An 18,220-nucleotide genomic window follows, 5' to 3' on the forward strand; every position below is an offset into this window, starting at 1 on the left:
CGTCGCAGACCCGGGCATTGTCCGGGACATCCCTCAGGCCTCACCGAAGTGATAGAGATGAAGTTTCTCGAACGCCCTGACGTTGTCGACACCCAGCTAGTTCCACTTTTTCAAAATAAGTCATCGAAATCGCTAAGGCGGGAATCGAAAATTTCACACGACGCGGATGAACGCGCGGTTTTCATAGACCACGCCTTCGATGCCGGCTTCCGAGATGTCGTATTCCGCGACCCCGATCTTGTTGCGGTTGCATCGACGTCCTCCAGCTTTGTCCTCACCACCACCGCTACTGCGTTTCCGCCCGTCGAGGTTCGTTCGATGCGTCTGCAATTTGTATTGCAGAACGGCTACCGCTTGGTGTGTAAATTGGTAGACTGGCTGAGATTATCCGGGGCTAATATACTTCGAATTCTCGATCGCGGGAGTGGCAGGCAGACAAGCAACGTTCAGGCTTTGCGTCGATGGTTTCGGGCATGGTCTTCTCATTGGAGCGACAGTGATGGTTTCCATATCTGCGCAGGGGCGAGGCCCACGTTTTTTTATCTGCCTGTTTCTGCTGATCGCGTGTCAAGTTTTCGCGGGATCTGCTCACGCAGAAAAGCGCGCGGCGATCGTCATCGGCAATAGTGACTATCCTTTTGCGCCGTTGAGCAATCCCCAAAATGACGCCAAGCTGATCGCCAATACCCTGACCGAATTGAATTTCGACGTGCTTTTGTTTTACGACCTGAAGAAAGAGGCGGTCAGAGACCTGAAAGAGACCGTTCGGACGCATCTGGTCGGTGCCGATATTGCCGTCTTCTACTATGCCGGCCACGCCTTGCAGGCCGCTGGGCGCAATCTCCTGTTGCCCGTGGACGTCGATACCAGCTCTGCGCAGCGGGTGGTCGCCGATGCACTCGTTCTCAATGACCTCATCGATATCGTCAAGAACGATCCTGTCGGGCTGAAGCTCTTCATTCTTGATGCATGCCGAAACAATCCGGCTGCAAATTTCCAGGGTCTTCGTCAGGGGCTGGCGGACACTGAGGCGGGAAGCGGGCAGGTCTTGGTGGCCTATGCAACGAGCGCCGGTGAAGTCGCCTATGATGGCACCGGGCTGAACAGCCCCTATTCGTCGGCGCTCGCCAATGCCCTGCAGCGACCGAACCTGGATGTTTATGACACGTTTCGCACGGTTCGCGGCGATGTCAGGCAAGCGACCGGCAATGCCCAAATACCTTGGATCACCGGCTCGATCGAAACACGGTTCGTGTTCCGACCACAGGCGGCAATCTTGACCGCGGAAGCCGTTGTTCCGCCCACCGAGACCTCGAGCCCGGTTGCTATTGACGAGGTGCTGTGGACCTTCATCAAGGATAGCCCAGATCCTGCTGATTTCGAGCGCTTTGCCAAGATCTTTCCCCAAAGCGCGCACGCGGCCGAGGCGGAGGAAAAGAGCCGTGTCCAGGTTGCCGCCCTTTCGAAACGCGGGCTCTATGTACGTGAAAGCCTTGTCGCCTCATCCATTGCCAGCCAGGTGCCGAGTACGGACGACGCCGAGGCTAAGGAGTTCGTCTTCCAGCAATCGGGCGAGCGTGCGGTGAGCGAAACGTTCAGGATGTGGCCGAGTGCACTGCCCGAGACGGCGAGCGGCATGCGCAGTCTTGTGACCGAATGCGATCTTTACGGTGCTGACCCGAACGATCCGCAGCGACAGGTCCCCGGCGTCAGCAATGGTCTCGTCAATGTGCGCGACGCGCTGCGGGCCTGCGCCTTTGCGCTTGCAGCAGATCAGAACAATCCCCGGCTGCAGTATCAGCTTGGTCGTGTTCTCGAGATCGCCGGCCGATACAACTGGGCGGAATATTTCTATAAACTCGCCGGCGGCCAGCAGTATAGCGCCGCTCTCGTCAATCTTGGCTATATGGCTCGCATGGGGATCGGCCGGAAGGTCGACTACGACCAGGCTCTCTCCTACTACATGGCGGCCGCAAAAATGGGCAACCTGCGCGCACGCACGAACGTCGGCACGGCCTATATTCTTGGCCAGGGTGTCTCGAAGGACCCAGAAGAAGGTATTCTCTGGTATCGTCTTGCCGCCTCCAGCGGATGGGCCAACGCCATCACCGCGCTGGGTGACTGCTACAGGCTGGGCACCGGTGTAAAGCAGGATGCCTCGCAGGCGGTCGCACTTTACATGGCGGCGGCCGATACGGGCCAGATCGACGCCATGGCAAATCTGGGGCAGGCCTATATCAGTGGAGAGGGCACCAAGAAGGATCTTAGACGTGGCTTGGAGACCCTGCTCAAGGCAACGGACATGGGCAACAAATACGCGCCCTATTACGCCGCGAGGCTGTACCTGAAAGGCGCCGATAAACTCCCTGCTGATCGAAACCGCGCGCTTTCCCTCTTCAAGTTATCTGCCAATCGTGGACTTGAGTTGGCCAATCTCGATCTTGCCTTCGGTTACGACAAAGGCAGCTTCACGGGAAAGGCGGATGTGCCGCTTGCCTATTATTATGGGGTGCTGGCCGAAAAGCTGGGCGTTAACCGGGCCGATGAAGCGCGCGCCGCGATCGGCAAGAAACTCGACACGGCAACACGGCAAAGGATGGAAGCCCAGGTCGATCTCTTTCTGGAACAGAACGGCAAATGACGGTTCGGAGCTGACCTGAACGGGGGAGCATCGGCATGGGGATGCAGTATCGCTCGATATCGGATCTTCACAAAGCCATCGTCAACGGGTTGCACATGCTGCCTCGCGAGATCGATCTGGTCGTCGGTATTCCACGCAGCGGCCTGCTGGCCGCCAACATGCTCGGCTTGGTCGCCAACCTACCGATGACCGATCTGGACAGCTTCATCGAAGGCCGCGTTTACTCCTTCGGTGCGACAAAGAATACGGCTTCGTTCAGGAGCGCATCCGACGTTCGAAGGGTTCTTGTCCTCGACGACAGCATCAATACCGGTGGCGCCATGCGCGAAGCCAAAGCCAAGTTGATGGCATGCGAAAGTCGCGCTGAGTTTGTCTTCGCCGCGGTCTATGGTCTGCGCGACAGCGTCGAGGGTGTCGACTTCATATTCGAGGTCGTCGAACAGCCAAGGCTGTTCCAGTGGAATTTCATGCATCACGGCCTGTTATCGAAGGCGTGCATCGACATTGACGGGGTGCTCTGCCTCGACCCGACCGATACGGAAAATGACGATGGTCCGGCCTATGAAGCCTTCTTGAGAAATGCACGGGCGCTTCACAAACCGACGCGCTTCATCGCCTATCTCGTGACCAGCCGGCTCGAAAAGTACCGATCCTTGACCGAAACCTGGCTTCGTACAAATTCGATCGACTACGGCAAGCTCATAATGCTCGATCTGCCGAGCGCGGCGGAGCGTCGGCGGCGGGGCACCCATGCAAGGTTCAAGGCCGCCTTCTATCGGCAGTGTAATGCCGAGATCTTTGTCGAGAGTAATCTTAGGCAGGCGAACGAGATTGCCAGGATATCGAACAAGCCGGTTCTTTGCACGGAGACCCATCAGATGGTTTTGCCGAACACCCCTTTGCGCAGCTTGTTCAATATGAGAATGCCTTTCGACGCTTTCGCGTTTTTCAGGCGAGAGCAAACTATGCCCGAGGAGCTCCGATACACGATTGCCGACGCGCACAACTGCGCAAAATCTCGAACTCTTGTCAGCTGGCTCGGGTCAAGACCAGACGGCTTTCTCGAAGCCATTGAGTCCATCCGCAAGATTTGCACGGCCAAGAACGAATATCCGATCATCGTTCTTTCCGATTTTCATCAAGAACTCATGTCCCGGGCAGAGACGCCGGCCGAATTCATTCCGCAAGTGCACCACCTTCCATCGCTTTCGTCCGGCCAATATCAGGACTATGTGCGCAGGCGTTACGACCTGATGTTGCGAAAATGGGCGATTTCGCGTGAGGTGACATTGGGCTTGAGCTTCGAGGAATTCCTCGCCGAACAGTTGTCATTGCGAAGAGGCGGGTCGACTTAGACACGCCGCCGAGTTCTTCCAGTTGAAACTTGCATCTATTCGTTGCCTGAAAGGCCGGAGAAGTCCTTCAAGGCTGCATCGGACAATCGAAAATAATGAGTTTCACCTTGCGGGCATTGACTTTCGTAGTTTGTGAATGCTTACTAAAATAAGCTGCGGGGAGGGCAATATATGCTTCGCAAAATCTCTATCCTCGGAACGCTGATACTTGCCTCATGCACCTCTCAAGGCTCGAATATGACGCTGGCGTCAATCATCAGCGGTTACCGAAATGCGCCGACCGCCGCAGAAGAAGTGGCTTGGCGCAACGCACGGCGAAGCAACACTGATCGAGCCTATCGCAATTTTATCAGCAGCTATCCGAACAGTTCCTATGTCCCGGTCGCGGCATCAAGGATCACCCGGTCGGTCAAGCCAAAGCCCGTTGCTGTGAGGAATTTGAACCGTCCCGAACGGAACCCGTCTTTCGGCCGCAGCGGCAGCGCTTATTGAAGCAACGGACCAGACAACTGAGAATTGACCCTAGTAGCATTGATAGACCCAATCTGGCTTTCGAATGCATTTTGATATTGTCCATGCAGCCGATCCTCGATTTTATGGTGGCTCCTCATCGGCCGTGCGGATCGAGATCCAGTCCGCTCGGCAATTTGGCCTCTCGACGGCTCTGCTTCCATTTCTCGGCGTTTCCGATATCCGTTCCAGACGGTTCGAGGAACGTCTTCTCGACGTTCTTGAGCGTCAGGAGGTGCCGTGGCTGACGGGCGAGGAGGCAGTCGAGTGCGACATTCTTTTCGCTCATAATCCCTTGGCGTTCGCGCACATGCCGACACGGCCGCTGCGCCTCAGATCGAAGGTCGTCCTCCTTTCGGTCCAGCATCCGCCCTTCGACGGAGCCGGCAATGCGCAATATAATATCGACGTGGTGAAACGAAATCTGGAGAGAATGTTCGGGGCGCCCGTCATCTTCGCACCGGTGGGCCCCAGGGTGCGCAATCAGTTCGAAGACATCATCGCCGGCAGGCCCGAGCTCTTGCGTCATGATCTGTTCAATCTGATCGACCTTGACGAGTGGCCGATCAGGACCGCGCTGCCGCCGCGCGAAAGGGCGGTTATCGGCAGACATTCACGTCGCGATCTCCTGAAATGGCCGGATACCGAGGCTGAATTGCGCGCGGCCTATCCCGATCTTGGTAATGTCCAGATCAAGGTCATGGGCGGTGTGCCGGACCAAGTCGTGCCTTTGATTGGATCCAACTGGAACATCTCGCCTTACTCGAACAGCGGTGTGCCTCAGTTTCTGAACAAGCTTGATTTCTATGTGTTCTTTCACAGCCGGCGATGGGTTGAGGCGTTTGGCATTGGCATTGCCGAAGCGATGGCGAGCGGGCTTGTGACCATCCTCGACCCATCGTTTCGTGACCTGTTCGAAGACGGTGCGGTCTATTGCCGGCCCGACGAAACAACCAACGTTCTGGAGAGATTTCTCGCGTCTCCCGAGGCCTTCAGCGCCCAGTCGGCAGCCGCGCGCACATTGGTCGAGAAGAAGTTTTCGAAAAGCCGATACCCGGAAAGAATGCGTGCCATCTATGACGAACTCGGACTTTGCTCGCCTGCCGCGCTTGCCACGGTCGGCAAGGCGGTTGGCGCTGACGCGTTCTCCGGGTCGAGCGGACACGCAACGGTCCGTTCCGGGCCGCGAAGATCGCAACGGTCGCTGATGGGACGGCGCCGCGTCCTGTTTGTCGCGACAAACGGCATAGGCCTTGGCCATATCACGCGATTAATGGCAATCGCCGAGCGCATGTCGCCTGACATGGAGCCCGTTTTCCTGACAATGTCGGCCGGATCTTCGATTATCGAAGCACGTGGGCACCCGGTAGACTACATACCGTCCGCCTCGAAGATCGGTGTGACGGACGACAGCTGGAACGAGGTCTTCGCACAGGAATTGCTGACCGCCGTGGAGGCGTTTGCCATCAACAGCGTCGTCTTCGACAGCAACCATCCCTATCCTGGCTTACTGAAGGTGCTGACCGCCCGTCCCGATCTGAACTGGGTCTGGATCCGCCGCGGGATGTGGGCATCCTGTCATAGCCTCGATCCGTCGATGCAGCATCGGTTCGACATGGTGATCGAGCCGGGCGAGTTCGCCGCGGACGAAGACCACGGCATCACCGCGCAATTGCGCGCTGGCGTGATCGGCGTTTCTCCGATCCTCCTTGTTGACAATGACGACAGGCTCTCGCGGGCAGAAGCTGCATCGGCTCTCGGTGTCGATCCTGCCGGTCTTGTCGCCGTCGTGCAGCTCGGTTCGGAACGAAATTTAGACGTCAGCCGGCTGCGGCCGGCGATCATCAACGGACTGCTCAAGCATGGAGTCCAGGTCGTCGACGCGGTCAATCCCCTCGCCCCGAAGCGCGAGGATCATATCGGGGGCACCGTGCAAAAGGCGATCTATCCGATCGCCAGATATTTCAACGCCGTTGACCTGATGATTACGAATGCCGGCTACAACAGCTACCACGAATGTATTTATGGCGGCATCCCGGCAATCTTCGTTCCGAATGAAGCGCCCGAGATGGACGAGCAGGCCGTAAGAGCGGCCTATGCGCAAAGCTCCGGATTGGGGCTATGTTTGAGATCGGTGGATGCCGAACGAGCGCATGAGGCGATCGAACTCGCTCTGTCGGAGGATTTTCTTGCCCAGCATCGCACACGAGCAAGCCGCATCGTTTTTGCCAATGGAGCGCGTGAAGCGGCGCTGGCAATCGAAGAGCTCGCATTCTCTGTCAGGACGGATCGAGCGCTCGGGGGATCAATCGCCCGCGTATGACATTTTCGCACCGCCCCGGTTGCGCAGGTCAGACCGGGGCTCCTTTCGGGCGTATTGCGGTCGACCGGAAGGCCAGGCGACTGGCATCGGATTGTTGCACCATCGATGTCACTTCCGAGGCGAGGGGCCTTTGTGCTAGGCTTCTCCATCAGGATCGCCGGCGTCACGAGACAGGGGCATTCTCCGCATGGCTGATGATCGCAAGACAACCGTCCAGACGCCGCTCGGATCCGAAGCGCTGACTTTCACGCATCTCATCGGCGGCGATGCGGTCAGCCGGTGTTTTGCCTTCACTGTCGGCTTCATCAGTTCCGACGAGAATGTCGACGCACTGAAGCTGCTCGGAAAATCCTTGTCAGTAGAAGGCGAAGGCGGAGACAAGAAGCGCTGGTTCAGCGGGCTGGTCACCGATTTTCGCCTGACGCGCATCGAGGAAAGGTTTGCCTACTACGAGGCGGAGGTGCGGCCCTGGCTTTGGCTGCTCGGCAACAGCACCGATTGCCGCATTTTCCAAAATATGAGCGTCGTCGAAATCGTCGAGAAGATATTCTCGAAATACAAGGCGGCAAAATTCGAGAAGCGGTTGCAGGGTTCCTACGAGGCTCGGGAATACTGCGTGCAATATGACGAAACCGACCTCGACTTCGTGCAGCGGCTGCTCGAGCACGAAGGCATCATGTATTTCTTCGAATATGATGAGGGCGAACACACTCTGGTTCTTGCCGATGCCATGAACAAGCTGAAGCCAGCGCCAGGCTATGGCAGCGTCAAGTTCCGGGCCGAGGGCGACCCCGTGCGCCGGGATGAGGAATATATGACGGACTGGGTTTCGACCAGTTCCGTCCTGCCCGGCACCTTCGCCCACACGGACTATGACTTCACCAAACCGGGCGCCGACCTCATGGCGCAATCGGCGCAACCTTTCTCACACGCGGAAGCACAGGGTGAACATTATCGCCATCCCGGCGCGCATCTGACGGTCGGCCGCGGCGACGCGGTTGCCGTCGTGCGGCGGGAGGAAATTCAGGCGGCACATCAACGGATCGCCGCTGGCGGCACGGTGCGGGGTCTGGCTTCCGGATGCACTTTCAAGCTCGAGAATTTCCCGCGCAAGGACCAGAACGCGGAATACGTCGTGCTGCGCGCCGACTATCGTCTCTTCGATCCGGGTTACCGGCCCGCAGCCTATGCGGAGGAGGAAACCTTTCGGGCGACATTCCAGGTGGCTCCGACCTCCATCAGTTATCGGCCGCCTCGCAACACGATCCGGCCGATCATGCGCGGGCCGCAGACTGCGACCGTGGTTGGCCCTGCCGGCGAGGAGATCTTCACCGACAAATACGCACGCGTGAAAGTGCAGTTCCACTGGGACCGGCTCGGCAAGAAGGACCAGAACAGCTCCTGTTTCGTGCGCGTCTCGCAAACCTGGAGCGGTGCGGGCTGGGGGTTTATCCAAATCCCCCGTATCGGTCAGGAAGTGATCGTCGACTTTCTCGAAGGGGATCCTGACCGGCCGATCATCACCGGCAGGGTGTATAACGGCAAGGAAATGCCGCCCTACGAACTGCCCGGACATGCCACCCAATCCGGGTTGAAGACGAATTCGTCTCCTGGCGGGGGCGGGTGGAACGAACTGCGTTTCGAAGACAAAGCCGGATCGGAGGAGGTTTATTTCCAGGCGCAGAAAGACCACAACCTCCTGATCAAGCACGATCGCAGCAAACTCGTCCAACACGATCAGTCGGATCGCATCGACAACAACGCCAAGCACTCCGTCGGCGTGAACCTCGACGAGGATGTCGGCAACAACAAGACGACCAAGGTTGGTGTCGACCGCACCGTCAATATCGGATCGAATGATACCGAGACGGTGGGGGTCAATCGATCTCTGACTGTGGGCGCCAATGAGACGATCAGTATCGGCTCAAATTCCACAGAGACGATCGGCGCCAATCACACCCAGACCGTTGCCATCGTCCAGACGGTGACCGTTGGCGCCGCACGCGTCGATAGCGTCGGCGCGACAGAGACCAGATCGGTCGGCGCGACCCAATCGAATACGATCGGCGCGTCCCGTTCCGTCAGCGTCGGTGCCGGCCAGAGCCACGACATCGGCGCCTCCGACAGCTGGAAAATCGGCTCAGACCAGAGCGTGTCGATCGGCGGCGGGCAGACAAGCAGCATCGGCAAGGCGCGTAGCGCCAAGATCAGCGATGACGATTCCACGGAGATCGGCGGAAGTAGGGCGGTGAAAGTCGCCAAGGGCAGTCTTGTCGAGGTGGGTGAAGACGGAGCGATCAAGATCGGTCAGGACCTGCTGATCGAAGCGGGGGACTCGGTCGTCATCAAGTGCGGCTCAGCAAGCATCGCGATGAAGAAGGACGGCACGATCTCGATCGAAGGCAAGGACATTTCGATCAACGCCTCGGGCAAATTCAATGGCAAGGCCTCGGGAGAGGTCACATGGAAGGGCAGCAAGATCAATCATAATTGAGGACGGGTCATATGTCCGACATTCTGGAGCGGATTGAGGGAGTGGTCATCGGGCTGTTGCTGGGTTTCGATGCAGGCGTGCCACTGGTCGTGTTTCCCGGCAATCCCGTGGAGACAGCGCTCCGTGCGAAAAGCTTGACAGAGCTCACTTCTGCCATGGTCGGGGCTGAGGTAGCGTTACTCTTCGAGGGTGGGGACCCGTCTCGGCCGCTGATCCTAGGGCGCATCGTCGATCCGGCGCGCGGGGCGCCGACGCCGAATGTCGTTCGTGACGGCGAGCGTGTTCAGATCACAGCCGGAGAGCGGATCGAGCTTCGTTGCGGCAAAGCGACGATCATCATGGAAAAGGATGGGCACATCACCATCCGCGGCACTTATGTGACGAGCCACGCTAGCGCAGCCAATCGCGTCCGTGGTGGATCGGTGAACCTCAACTAATGCCCGCCGCTCCCGTCCTTCGCGAGATCGTCCGCCAACACGCCGAAATGGCGGCGTTCTTATGGACCGTCTATGACTATCATTTGCTTCACCCGGACGAAAATCCTGACATGGATGAGGAGCGGCTTGCTCGGCTGGTCGAGCGGCTTGAGGCCCATTTAGACGGCTTAAGAGTGGCGGGGCAGGCAGGGCAGGATATCGCCAAGGAGCGATATGCGGAATTTCCCGAGGCGGGCGAGCTATTTGTGGTGCGGATGCTGAGCGCCAGACGATTGATCGCTGTGAAGGAACTGGACCTGGACAAGGTCCGCGAATATCTGACCGTCAACGGCGCAAGCGCTCAGAGATAACGCCTGCTCATGTCGATGACCTGAATATACAGCTGTCCGTCGTAGCCAAATTCGAACCCCGACCAGGAATTTCCGTCAAACACGAAGATCTCTTTCCACCCGGTGACGACGAGCAAATCGGGCGACGGCTGCATCGCATAGGCAAAGCCCAAGGCCCGGAACTCTTTCAGGACGTGATTGTCTTGGACGAAAACCCCGAAGTCATTATCGCCCCAAAACCGCGCCCCCTTGAAGTCACATATCGACATGAAATCACTGTCGGGCGCCTTGATCTCTTTCAACAGATTGTCTCGGTACTCTAAGCAGATGCCGTCTTCGCAGCCGATGCTGACCGTCCCGTTGGGCGAGACATGGATCGCTTCGATTGAGCGGTTGAAATCGAGCGGGACCTGCCGCCAACGGTCCCCTTGTAGATGGAGGAGAGTACCATTGTTGCCCGCCACATGAAGGAGCTCGGCCGACGGCCCATGCATGGCCCTCAGGAATGACGATACCAGCGGTTGGATCGGCTGCCACGAAATGCCGTCAAAACGACACACGCAGCCGTCCTCGCCGTAGGTGAAGAGAGTTCCATCGGGCAGGCGGAACAGCTTGTGAAAGAAGGGCTCTGGCGCCCGTGCGATGGTGTGCGAACTGCCGCGCAGGAAATGGGTGAGGCCGCCGACCTCCAGCAACACGTGATCATCTTGCGAACCGCTGATGTGCGACAACATCTGGTTTTCCAGCTGCAAGAGAACATGAAACCGGGCGCTCCGCCCAGTGAAATCCACTAACAGCAGATAGGAACGGCCGCACTCCCTATATTCATCGCTGAGTTCAATCGACACGCCAAAAAGCGTGCCGCCAAGGTGATAGCCGCGCATTGCCTCCAGGTAGACTTCCTGTGAAGGCACATCGTCTATTGTCTTGCGCCCGGTCATGCCACTGTCCTGTGACGCATCGTCCGCATCTCATTAAGTTCCTCCATTGATTTCTTGGGAGGAGGGGGACCGACGACGCTCTGGATATAGGCCATAAATATCATGGTTAGACATTTCGCGACCTTCTCTTGCGTGGCAGGGCTCGAATTCTTGCACTCCTTGTGTTGTTCGGAGATCGACTTCGTTCCCTTGGCGACAGCCCCCCGTAACTTAGGGGACCTGCCTGTCTGAGCTTCCAGTTTTGCGTTGTAGTCGTTGACCGCCTTCGTCTTCGTGTCGTGGGGAGTGTCCTTGCGGCTTCCTTTGCCGGTTTCCTGGAACCCGCCGCCCTTCTTGTGCTTCATCGACCGGATGCAGACACATGGTGCCGTGCGCACGCTGTAATCCTTCCACTGATCGTAGGAGGTATTATGAGCACGATCGGGCTGGAAGTATTCGTTTCCGACATAGTGTTCCGACTGATATCCCTGCGGACAATTTTTCTTGTTGTGCGGATGCAGACGTAGGTTCATCTTCTGCAGCAGCGTGCCGCACGTGATTCCTCCGACATTTGCCGAGAGCACATGAAGCCAAGGCGGCGTACCGGCCTGTGGCGATGCGTGGTCATTGGTCGCCATATCGCTGAATCGAATGACCGGCTCGCCATCGAATTTCACGTCATTCGACCAGGAGTGGAAATACTCCTTGCCTGTATTCCTTGAGGTGATGAGGTTTTTCTTGGGGGCGCAACCGGCTTCTGTGCCAGTTGTCTTCGACAGATAGGATTTGTTCTTGATGTTGACCGTCTGGCCGCCGATTTTGACCGTGCTCGTGCCCTTGTCGGTATCGCTCGAGGTGCCGAAGCTCGGATAGGGAACGGGCACGCCCGGTGGCGTAGCGGGCGTCTGGGGCGGAGTGAAGCAGGTGTCGGGAAATGCGGCAATGGTCTTTCCATCGGTGTCCTTGCCCGAAATCTCCAATCCGTTCGCAAAGACATTTCCCATCACTGCACCCTGAATGAGAAGATGGCAGCACCGCAGGCACCGCTGTCGTTGGATGCCTCGATGAGGACGGGGCTGCCGCCCGAATAGCCTTTGGCGGCTGCGGTCATCGCCATTCCGACCATGATCGGCACGACGGCGGCTCCCACATTGCCGAGCGATTCGGCGGGAGACCGGATATCCTGGAAGTCGTGGGCCCCGCGAACCAGCCGGATCGACGCAAGGGCCGATTGTCTGAACCAATATTGCTCACCGATGAGATCTGCGATCCTATAGCCAAGCCCCGCCATTTCGATCCCGCATTCCGCCAGGGCCTCCCTATAGGCTGCCGTCATGCCATCGCCACGCAATGGTAGATGCATCCCGTCCGCATCGAGCCCGTTGTAGATGAAAGCCTGTTCTCGACTGAGACCTAGCCCGGCGAGTCGGAAATTGCCTTGTCCCGCCCGGCCGCAGAGGATCGCGCCGGCTGCTTCGCCCGGAATGAAACCATTGGCGTTGTCTGGCGTCAGCAATCGGTTCTCGGCCAGATAGTGCGTGACCGTTCCAGCCGTGAGATAACTATCCACACCGGCGATGACGACGTGGTCTGTATCCGAATCGGCCAACAATCGCGCTGCCGTTCGCAAAGCGGCATGTCCTGCCGGCCTTCCTTCGCTGATCACGCGCGTGGGCCCGGTGGCAGAATTCCCAAGGAGATCGCCAATTCGGCGGACGAGCCGCACGCTATCTTCGATCGGTGAACCGGAACGGCCTTCCTCTGGAAGGCAAAGTACCAGCTGGGCGGCCATTGCACGCGGGGTGGACAAGGAATCCAGACTTTCTCGGATCGCGGCAGCAACCATGTAGGCCATACGCTGCTCGCCCACAACTTCGGGGATCAAAGGGATCGGAGCGCCGATGATCGGCTCATCCGGGCCGGACTGAAATCGGGTTTCCTGAAATCCATCAATGCGCGAACGTATGGCAGCACAGGCCGAAGGCGCATCGAGACCAACGGCGGTCACCATCCCGCAGGCAAGGACGTCCAGCGCACGGGCCGTCATGCGCCCACCTCATCATCAGCGACCAGTTCCTTCTGCGTTGCCACATCCCGGATATATTGCTTGCCTTGTTCCCGAGCTCTTCTCATCGTCGCTGTCGGACGACCGACCCAGGCCTCCTCGAACTCGGTAATGACTTTCCGTATCCGCACCTCCGTTCGCCAGACCATTGATAGGCGCCTGCTCTCGATGTCGAATAGCAGCGTGTCGGGTCGGATGACCTTGTCGAGCACTACCTCGTTATCGCGAAAGATCGTCATTGGCAGTGCCGTATCGGGCAGCAAAAACCATGTCTTCCCCTCGGGAGTGAGGTTGATGAGTATCACCTGCTCACCACCCTCGGGGTGAGATATCTGTTGATCGGCTGGCGCCATCTGAAAATAACGCTCATCGAAATCGGGAGGCAGGAACGGGAAGATGTTGTCGATCCAGTTCTGGTCATAGGTCCCCGCGAACTCGATCCTGCCCGGGCAACCCCGACCATATGGGCCGAAACTCATCGGCCGATAGTCTCCGAACGGCGAGCGGATTTCTTCGTCTACCGCTTGCGTGTTCGGCAGCGGCAGCCCGGGAACAAGGCGCTGATTGCTCGTGCGCGCCCAACCGGTACCGAAGGGGTTTTGCTTGTAACTTGCGGGCATCTCTTCGTCGGGATCGAGCCGGTCGATGCCACCCCAGGCCGTATCATACGAGAAGGGCTGACGCAGGAAGGGTTGCGGGGCGGGAGCAATGAAGGCCGGCCCCAGCGCCCGCCACTCGCGATGTCCGAGGACCTCGAAAACCTTTGACCAGTTGCCAACCTTGATTCCTACCGTGACGCGGTCGGCTGGACGGCCTTGTGGAGCGTAGGCGCATCCATTGGCGATAACGTCGCAGAACGTTTTGCGGAACGCGAAGTCGGATTCCCAAAGAGTTGCAGAAAAACCCGGTTCGCCGGTATAGGTGTCGGCCATGACCAGCGGGACTTGCTCAAGGGATTTCTGCGCGACTCCGCCCGCGACATCGGGGAAGTCGAAGGTTCCCTTGACGACGACAAGGATGTATTCCCGGCCCTCTTTATCCATGCCCATCGTGAATTCGGTGGGGTAACCCGTTTGGTTCCAGATCCTCATCGGACATGGCTCTCGTCTTCGGGGAAAAACTGCCCAAGCGCGGCATCGGGCATGGCAGCGTCGATCGCCGTGATCTTACGCTCCGATGTCCAGAAAACCATGTCTCCGAGCGGCCGGTCGCACGCTTTGGCCGCCGGAAATGGCAGTGCCGCAAGGGCGTTGGCCAACGCGTCGCCGTCCCTCCTATCGTCTCTTGCTGACGTTCCTGTCGCTTCCAAACGATCGAACCAGTCTGAGGCAACGCTTGCAATCTCGATGGCGGCAAGTGGGGGCGCCGCGGCGATGGTCAGCGGAAACCGCCGGCCGGCACGATCAGCGCTGGCCAGGATCACGCCGGTCATCGGGCCGAATGTCTCCCCGCCGAGCAGAAAGCGCAGGACCGGAGCGTTCTCCATCGGCCCTTGCGAAAATCGGTGAACCAGATGCCGGCTGATCCAGCGGTCCCACCGCCCGACGAAGGAGGCCGGCAGGCGGCGTGTGACGAAATCGCCCACAGCCGGCAGCTTTCCAAAGAATCCGGGCAGGATCAAAGCTGCGTCGGGCACGAGAACCTCGCAAACATCTTCAAATCAAAGGGGTTGGCGACACTTGCCGCGCGAAGCTCGAAATCGGCGTAGTAGCCCTGGGCAGCAAGGCGCAGCTTGAAGAGCTCGGCAAGATTGGTCCCGCTCAGCCGACCGGCGCGCAGCATCCGCAGAAACGCCCAGCTTCCAGTCTCGCTGACCATCACTTCCGGCGAACCGTCGAGGGGCTGGAAGGCGAGGGTGATCACGCCGGTTCCATCCTTGCCGGGCCAGGTCATCGGCTGCGGGCGCGTCGGGTTGTTGAAGTAAGAGAGACTCTGACCGTCGACATTCAAGGTCACGCGGCTGACTGTCGGCGAAAGATCTTTCGGCTCGAGCGTGAAGGTCAGGATCGGCCCCGCGCCTCCCGGAAAGAGACTGTCGCGGATCAGCCGCGCCTGCTCCAGCGCCGCCAGAGGCCTGGGATCGAGCTTGATGTCGGAGCGCCATTTCCAAGGGTGGCTGGTCGTGTCGATGTAGTTGACCAGATTATTATTGATAAAGCTGTCGATCAGCCCGCCGGGACCGAAGACGCGCTGGAAGTCAACGACATTCACATCGATTGCGCTGTCGGGGACGAACGGATAGCGATTGGTTAGCGCCGCCTGGCAGAAGGGAAGCACGTCGGCACGCCAGATGGCGTTGAGCTCAGAAGTGACTGCCCCTGTTGCCAGCGCGCTGGTATTGCCGGCCAGTCCGGCCAGCCAGTCGTCCAGCGGATCGGGAAGGGTCACGGCTTGTTTCGCCACTGCACCGGTCAGCTCCGCCAGGCCGCCCTGTCTTTTCATTGCATCCTGCGCATCCGGGCTTGCCGAAACGGTCTGAAGCATGTTCGACAGCGCGGTCAAGGCTGCGACTGCATCATTGAGTGCGGGAGGCTGGCCATCGACCTCGACAATGGCCGCCTTGATAGGTTTGAAATGCTCGGCGACCAGCGCCCCCGAAAGATCTACATCCGATGTGGAGCCGGCTTTGGGCATTATCTTCACGCCCTTGGCGGCAAGCTTGCCGATCTTGCCAAGCTTGGACAAAAGCTTGGATACTCCTGGCGGAGGAGCCCGGCCCCCGCCGTCATCGGCACGGGTCAGTTCCGTCTCGCGCACGATCGCGGTCAGCAGACGCTTCATTGAGGAATCGGCGCTGGAGAGATCCTTGAGGTTTTCGCTGGCCGTCTGCAGGTCGGCCAGTGGTGCAAGCCTGACGTCCCGCATGAAGCTGTCCCACTTGGCGATATAGTCGTCATAGTAGAGCTTGAGGATATCCTGCGAGAGTGTGGCAACCGACGGGCTGGCGCTCTCGGAGCATCCGCCGGCAAAAACCGAGCGGTCCAGCGCGGCCTGCGTTGCGACGTCTTCAAGCCGGGTCAGGATCACGTTGTGGAATCCGTCATAGGTGAAGGCGCCGCTGATGCCGACCCTCAGCGTCTTGTCGGAGCGCCGCGCGAGAACCTTCAGGCCGTTCGGGCCGACATGATCTGCCGGGATCCATTCCTTCAGCGCCGTGACCTCCGGATCGGAGAGCAGCGCGCTATAGGCGCGAACCGGCAACGGGATCGAGCAGATCGTACGGAGCGCTTCGCCTACCAGCGCTTCGTCAGGTGCGACGAAGGCCTGTTCCGTTGCCATATTGTCGATCGCAGCAAGCTGATGATCTGCGGCCACCTCGGTCTTGAAAGGTGGCACGGGCGCCGATTCAGGCAATTTCTCCGTCCACCATTGCTTGGCGAAGTCCGTGTCCATCGGCGACAGGCCGGTCATCATGCGATAGGTTTTCAGCGCCCCCAACTGGAACTCGGGATCGCGGATCTGCCGCCACATCGTCGCCTCGAGCAGCGCGACCATGCGTGGTTCCAATATATTGCGCAGGGTGCGGTGGTAGGCGTCCGATTGCGCCTGGAGAATTTCGGTTTCAGCGGAAGGACCTATCAAGGAGGCTATTCCGCCTGGCTGGTCTGTCCGTGCATTCGCCACTTCCGTGGCGGCTTCGAGCGCCAAATCAATGTCGAGGGGATCCACCGGCGCTTGGCGTGCCGCAACCGGCGTCAGGGGAAGCTGCAGGGCCTCGAGCTGTTCGGCCTGCGCCGCCAGGGCGGCGTCGTTCTTCCGATAGGATATCGTGAATAACAGGCCGGCGATGACCACGAATCCTGTTGCTGCCACGGCGGCACCGCGCCAGATCCAGATACGCCGATCCTCTGCCGCCGGATCGAAAGTGCCGAGGCCAGCCTCCCTGAAAATGACCTTCGTCAGCAGGTCTTTGAGGAAGAAGCTGCGCTTTTCGGCCCTAAACATCGGTGCAGCGGGTTGGGCAGGCAGGCCGAAGGATGATGCCAATGCTGCCGTCAGCCGGTCTATTGCCGTCCCTTCCTGAGTGGCGGAGGTCAGATAGATCCCCCGCAACCAGGCGCTTTCCGCATATTTGCTTTCGCCGAAGACGGTCTCGATCAGCACACGAACTGGTTCTGAAAGGCTTTCTACCTGGGCTGGGAACCGAAATATTTCCGCCCGGGTGGTCAGATTCTCTTCGCCTTCGAGGCGGGGAATGAGACGTCGTTCGAGCACGCCCGCCAAGGCCGAGATTTCCGCTGTGACTTCGGTACCCTCGATGCGGGCGCCTGGCGGGAAGGTCACTCCCCACACCTGTTCACGATCGGCCGTCGAGAGCGCCCCGAAAAAGCTCTCGAAGCCCTTTATCAGGTCCGCTTTCGTCAGCATGAGATAGACGGGCAAGCGGATGCCGATGCGTTCCTGAAGCTCGGCCAGGCGTTTGCGGATCTGCCTGCCATGCATCCGGATCGCTGCATCGTCTTCCGACAGCGTGTCGATGCCGAGCGCCACGATCACCCCATTCAACGCACGACGGCCCCTGTGCTTTTTTAAGAGATCGAGGAAGCCCAGCCATTCCGCTGCATCGACCTCCGGCTGGCTCTCCTGCTGAACGTAGCGACCGGCCGTATCGATCAGCACCGCCTCCTCGGTAAAGAACCAATCGCAATTGCGCGTGCCGCCAACGCCGTGAAGATCGTCGGTCAGATCGATCGGGAAGCTCAATCCGGATTGCCGGAGGGCTGTTGTCTTGCCGGTCGCAGGGGGGCCGATGATGACATACCATGGCATCTCGCGGAGAAACTTTCGGCCGCCGACCTTCTGGCGTTTGAGACCAGCCATGACCTCCCTGAATTTCGCCCCGACGGCGGCAACGCCCTCTTCAGCCGGGCTTGGCGGAGCCTCAGGTTGAGGGGCAATCTCGGAAACGAAGAGGCGGTTGGCGCGCACCGCGCGCCGCCGCGCTGCAACCCACCAGATGATGAACACGAGGAACAAAAGGCCGATGATGACCAGTCGCACGATCTCGGAAGCAAACGGCGCACTGTCTCCGACGCTTACGATAGGGCCGAAGATCCAGACGATGAGAGACAGCAAAATGAGGCCGATGAAGGTCCAGAGCCAGCGAGAGGTGAGAACAGCCCAGAGGAACCGGAAGATCGCCATC

The 18,220-nt window shown here is 59.0% G+C and carries 14 protein-coding genes; 7 read left to right on the top strand and 7 right to left on the bottom strand.

What is annotated here, in order from left to right; genetic code table 11:
* Positions 1 to 153: 153 nt before the first annotated feature.
* The gene (locus tag C4N04_RS31655; RefSeq protein WP_158775605.1) at positions 154 to 330 is read right to left on the bottom strand and encodes a hypothetical protein; all 177 of its coding nucleotides are present in this window, start codon (positions 328 to 330) and stop codon (positions 154 to 156) included.
* Between the two features lie 169 nt (positions 331 to 499).
* On the opposite strand from C4N04_RS31655, the gene C4N04_RS27010 reads away from it, so the two are divergent.
* The 7 genes from C4N04_RS27010 to C4N04_RS27040 all read left to right on the top strand — a co-directional run bounded on the left by C4N04_RS27010 (position 500) and on the right by C4N04_RS27040 (position 10,110).
* Complete coding sequence (locus C4N04_RS27010; protein WP_106797482.1) at positions 500 to 2,641, top strand: caspase family protein; 2,142 nt, start codon at positions 500 to 502, stop codon at positions 2,639 to 2,641.
* Positions 2,642 to 2,736: 95 nt separating this feature from the next.
* Positions 2,737 to 3,996: a phosphoribosyltransferase family protein gene (locus C4N04_RS27015; protein ID WP_225882581.1), complete on the top strand. Its 1,260-nt coding sequence runs from the start codon at positions 2,737 to 2,739 to the stop codon at positions 3,994 to 3,996.
* Between the two features lie 171 nt (positions 3,997 to 4,167).
* A complete protein-coding gene (locus C4N04_RS27020; RefSeq protein WP_009990188.1) occupies positions 4,168 to 4,488 on the top strand; it encodes a hypothetical protein in 321 nt (106 codons plus the stop codon).
* A 64-nt stretch (positions 4,489 to 4,552) separates the two neighbouring features.
* Positions 4,553 to 6,829, top strand: a complete 2,277-nt coding sequence (locus tag C4N04_RS27025) for a glycosyltransferase (RefSeq protein WP_077988891.1) — start codon at positions 4,553 to 4,555, stop codon at positions 6,827 to 6,829.
* Between the two features lie 187 nt (positions 6,830 to 7,016).
* Complete coding sequence (tssI, locus tag C4N04_RS27030; RefSeq protein WP_106797483.1) at positions 7,017 to 9,323, top strand: type VI secretion system tip protein VgrG; 2,307 nt, start codon at positions 7,017 to 7,019, stop codon at positions 9,321 to 9,323.
* An 11-nt stretch (positions 9,324 to 9,334) separates the two neighbouring features.
* Positions 9,335 to 9,760: a DUF6484 domain-containing protein gene (locus C4N04_RS27035; RefSeq protein ID WP_009983572.1), complete on the top strand. Its 426-nt coding sequence runs from the start codon at positions 9,335 to 9,337 to the stop codon at positions 9,758 to 9,760.
* Positions 9,760 to 10,110: a hypothetical protein gene (locus C4N04_RS27040; protein WP_077988889.1), complete on the top strand. Its 351-nt coding sequence runs from the start codon at positions 9,760 to 9,762 to the stop codon at positions 10,108 to 10,110. The genes C4N04_RS27035 and C4N04_RS27040 overlap by 1 nt, the downstream gene beginning before the upstream one ends.
* Here C4N04_RS27040 and C4N04_RS27045 read toward each other — a convergent pair.
* Genes C4N04_RS27045 through tssM form a run of 6 tightly spaced genes read right to left on the bottom strand, consistent with a single transcriptional unit; the run spans position 10,101 to position 18,219 of the window.
* A complete protein-coding gene (locus C4N04_RS27045) occupies positions 10,101 to 11,030 on the bottom strand; it encodes a hypothetical protein (protein WP_077988888.1) in 930 nt (309 codons plus the stop codon). The genes C4N04_RS27040 and C4N04_RS27045 overlap by 10 nt on opposite strands.
* The gene (locus tag C4N04_RS27050; protein WP_064684120.1) at positions 11,027 to 12,013 is read right to left on the bottom strand and encodes a DUF4150 domain-containing protein; all 987 of its coding nucleotides are present in this window, start codon (positions 12,011 to 12,013) and stop codon (positions 11,027 to 11,029) included. The genes C4N04_RS27045 and C4N04_RS27050 overlap by 4 nt, the downstream gene beginning before the upstream one ends.
* Complete coding sequence (locus C4N04_RS27055; protein WP_096771170.1) at positions 12,013 to 13,056, bottom strand: beta-ketoacyl synthase N-terminal-like domain-containing protein; 1,044 nt, start codon at positions 13,054 to 13,056, stop codon at positions 12,013 to 12,015. Before C4N04_RS27055 ends, C4N04_RS27050 begins: the two co-directional genes overlap by 1 nt.
* On the bottom strand, positions 13,053 to 14,165 hold the full coding sequence (locus tag C4N04_RS27060) for a DUF2169 domain-containing protein (protein WP_077988886.1): 1,113 nt from the start codon (positions 14,163 to 14,165) through the stop codon (positions 13,053 to 13,055). The genes C4N04_RS27055 and C4N04_RS27060 overlap by 4 nt, the downstream gene beginning before the upstream one ends.
* Positions 14,162 to 14,710 (bottom strand): type VI secretion system-associated protein TagF, encoded by a 549-nt coding sequence (tagF, locus tag C4N04_RS27065; protein ID WP_106797484.1) that lies wholly within the window; start codon positions 14,708 to 14,710, stop codon positions 14,162 to 14,164. The genes C4N04_RS27060 and tagF overlap by 4 nt, the downstream gene beginning before the upstream one ends.
* Entirely contained in the window at positions 14,692 to 18,219 is a 3,528-nt protein-coding gene (gene tssM / locus C4N04_RS27070; protein ID WP_106797485.1) for a type VI secretion system membrane subunit TssM, read from the bottom strand. Before tssM ends, tagF begins: the two co-directional genes overlap by 19 nt.
* Position 18,220 lies beyond the last annotated feature (1 nt).

It is taken from the genome of Rhizobium sp. H4 (assembly GCF_003013335.1).
In the GTDB taxonomy this organism is placed as follows: domain Bacteria; phylum Pseudomonadota; class Alphaproteobacteria; order Rhizobiales; family Rhizobiaceae; genus Rhizobium; species Rhizobium sophoriradicis.